At 60.6% G+C, this 2,766-nt stretch carries 3 protein-coding genes and 1 pseudogene; all 4 read left to right on the top strand.

Annotated elements, in window-relative coordinates:
- Positions 1-658: 658 nt before the first annotated feature.
- Positions 659-811 (top strand): lasso peptide, encoded by a 153-nt coding sequence (locus tag AC1DX0_RS34155; RefSeq protein ID WP_010913078.1) that lies wholly within the window; start codon positions 659-661, stop codon positions 809-811.
- Positions 812-947: 136 nt separating this feature from the next.
- Positions 948-1,247 carry a PqqD family protein gene (locus tag AC1DX0_RS34150; RefSeq protein ID WP_477218442.1) on the top strand — a complete coding sequence of 100 codons (300 nt, stop codon included), beginning with the start codon at positions 948-950 and terminating at the stop codon, positions 1,245-1,247.
- 19 nt (positions 1,248-1,266) lie between these two features.
- Complete coding sequence (locus AC1DX0_RS34145) at positions 1,267-1,746, top strand: lasso peptide biosynthesis B2 protein (RefSeq protein WP_477218443.1); 480 nt, start codon at positions 1,267-1,269, stop codon at positions 1,744-1,746.
- Positions 1,743-2,766, top strand: a pseudogene (locus tag AC1DX0_RS34140) (lasso peptide isopeptide bond-forming cyclase); the annotation flags it as partial. The gene AC1DX0_RS34145 and the pseudogene AC1DX0_RS34140, both read left to right, overlap by 4 nt.

Here is a 2,766-nt window from a genome sequence, read left to right as displayed (position 1 = left end):
GAAAGGTTCGGCGGCGACACAGCCCCGGCCGAGGCCACCGGTCCAGCGAAATACAACCGCAGGCAGGCCTGCACATAGGCGATCTCGTCGGCGCAGTCGGCGGCGCGCAGTCGCTTATAGGAACTTTCCGGCAAGGCCATTGAGCGCATAGTCTCCAAAATGCGGTTTGCGCGAYGCTTATGCTGCAAGTGCGAAGCAAAGCATCCTCAAAAACCTCGGCGCCGTAAAGTCTTTCCTTTCGCAGTGCGAAATTTTGCAACCAGAGCGTTTGCCGAGCGTTCTGAAGATGGCGCAACATTACGGCTGAAATTCCGGCCCGATCGAGGCACTTCAGCCATCCATCAACACCGGTCGCCTACCAAGAATCCATCTTTTTAGCCATGCCTAAAAAAGCGTCAGCGCTATGAACTTTTTATGCAAGCAAAATCAATTGCTTAAAGAATCGCCAGACGTTAGACCTGACTGCATCCGGTTTAAGCCCAATAGGGGCGGAATTTTGAGCATTCCGCACACACATGGTGACGTCCGCAACCCGTAATTGATTAACCAGAAGTAAATCAGGCTTGACTCATAAATGTTGCCATGCAGCTATTGCATCGCAGCATGAAAGTGCTGACGGCACTCGACAGGCCGTTTCCAGTCCTCATTGGAGAGTAAAATGGAACAGAATGTTGAAAAGCACGAGTACGAAACGCCCAGCCTGACGGTACATGGTTCGATCGAAACCATCACCCAGGGCGGTGGCGGCAGCACGGCAATCGACGCGTCGTTTCCGGCGCACACCCCGATTGGCGATCTGACGTTCTCCTGAGACTAGCCTGGTTCTGGAGGAGTGACGTTGGGCCTCCAGGATTGAATACCGTGAATGGAGCCGGGGATGAAAATCCCCGACTTTCCCTTTTTGAACTGACGACGCGTAGAACGTGTGTTGCAAACGAGGTTTTGGGATGAACTGGAACCCATCGGAGCACGATTGGGTAAGTGCCACCGGGGACGCCGTGGCTTGCGAATTCGGTGACGGCCTCGCGCTTCTCAACCTGAAATCCAATATTTATTACAGCCTCAACGGCGTCGGCGCGTTCATCTGGGATCTGATCCAGGAGCCGAAGTCGATCGCCGATATCCGCGGCGCCGTGATCGAGCGCTACAATGTCGACGCCGAGCGTTGCAAGGCCGACGTCGACGCCTTGCTGAAAGGCCTCGCCGAAAACGGACTTGTGAGGCTGCAGCATGAGGCACTTGTCTAGGCAGGTTTCGCAGAAGGCCATGATCTCACGGCAAAGACCTGCGACGGACCAAAGACCGCGGCCAGCGAAACGCCGGCCTGGCCGGAGCCTGGCCAGGGTTCTGTCGCTGAGCGGCTGGGAAGCGCTTTTCCTCTGCCATTGCCTGCTGGTGGTCGCTTCCATCCGGCTGGGGTTGACATTTTTCTCCTACAATCGCGTTCGCGGCATGGTGACCCGGCTCAACGCCCACCAGTGCGCCAGCATGGGCGAGCTGCGGCTCGTCGCCTGGGGAGTCGCCGCGGCTGCGCGGTTCGTGCCGCGCGCCTCTTGCCTTACCCAGGCGCTTTCGGGCCAATACATTCTCGCGCGTCAGGGCAATGCCTCCAACATCCGCATCGGCATCGAACGCGGCACGGGTGAGCAGTTGAAGGCGCATGCGTGGCTGGTCAGCGACAACCATGTCGTGCTTGGCGGCTCCGTCGATGGCTTCGCGCATCTGGTCGACCACGGCAGCCAATGAGCGGCGTGGCCGGAATCCTGCTGCGACAGGGACCCGCTGCGACGGACGCGGCGACCGACATCCAGCAGATGCTGGCCCGCATGCGCCATCGCGGCCCGGACGGAAATTCGTGGTGGCTGGATAGCGGGATTGCGCTTGGCCACGCCTGGCTCAACACCACGGACGAAGCCGGCCCCGGCCCGCTGACCATGGCCGGCGGCAAACTCGCCATCACCGCCGACTGCCGGCTGGACAATCGCGACGARYTGMTGGCGMGGCTSGGCATMMGKGACAGMTCGGTTGCSGAYGCSACATTGCTGATGCGKGCCTATCTGCGCTGGGGCGAAGCCAGCCCCGTGCATCTGCAGGGTGATTTCGCCTTTGCCATCTGGGATGCCGAGCGGCAGCTGTTGTTCTGTGCGCGCGACCATTTCGGGGTCAAGCCATTCTACTACCACGCCGCGGACCGGCGTTTTGCCTTTGCCTCCGAGATCGGGCCGATGCTTGGCCTGGACGGCGTCGGTGCACGCATCAGCGAGCACCGCATTTCGGGCTTCCTGGCCGGGCTTCCCGACGACCCGCAATCCACGCCTTACAGCGATATCTTCAGCCTGCCGGCGCGTCACAGCCTCACCGTCACCGCGCAACAGGTGGTGCTGCGCCGATACTGGCAGATCGAGCCGTCGGCGCGACCGCTGCGGTCGGATGCGGCGGAGGAATTCGCCCATCTGTTTTCGCAATCGGTGCGCAACCGCATGCGCGGAAGTCAGTCGATCGGCGCGATGCTGAGCGGCGGCCTCGATTCCTCCTCGATCGCCTGTGTCGCCGCCTTGCAGAACGCCGCCGAGCGGAAGCCGAAGCTGCCGACCTTCTCGCTGATTTTCGAGAAGGGCTCGTCGATGGACGAGCGGCCCTTCATCGATGCCGTGCTCGATCAGCACAAGACCGATCCGACGCTGATCCCCGTCGGCAATTATGCGCCCTTTGCTGAATTCGAACGGGTGCTGGAGGAACAGGAAGGTACCTTCCTGGCGCCAGGCC

The organism is Mesorhizobium sp. P3_A9 (assembly GCF_056402975.1).
Note: the sequence above shows the minus strand (reverse complement) of the source record. Positions and strands in the feature narration are given on the sequence as shown.

Excerpts from the sequence above, each read along its gene's own strand:
- AC1DX0_RS34150 (WP_477218442.1), top strand. The coding sequence starts at position 948 with ATGAACTGGAACCCATCGGAGCACGATTGGGTAAGTGCCACCGGGGAC.
- AC1DX0_RS34145 (WP_477218443.1), top strand. The coding sequence starts at position 1,267 with ATGATCTCACGGCAAAGACCTGCGACGGACCAAAGACCGCGGCCAGCG.
- AC1DX0_RS34155 (WP_010913078.1), top strand. The coding sequence starts at position 659 with ATGGAACAGAATGTTGAAAAGCACGAGTACGAAACGCCCAGCCTGACG.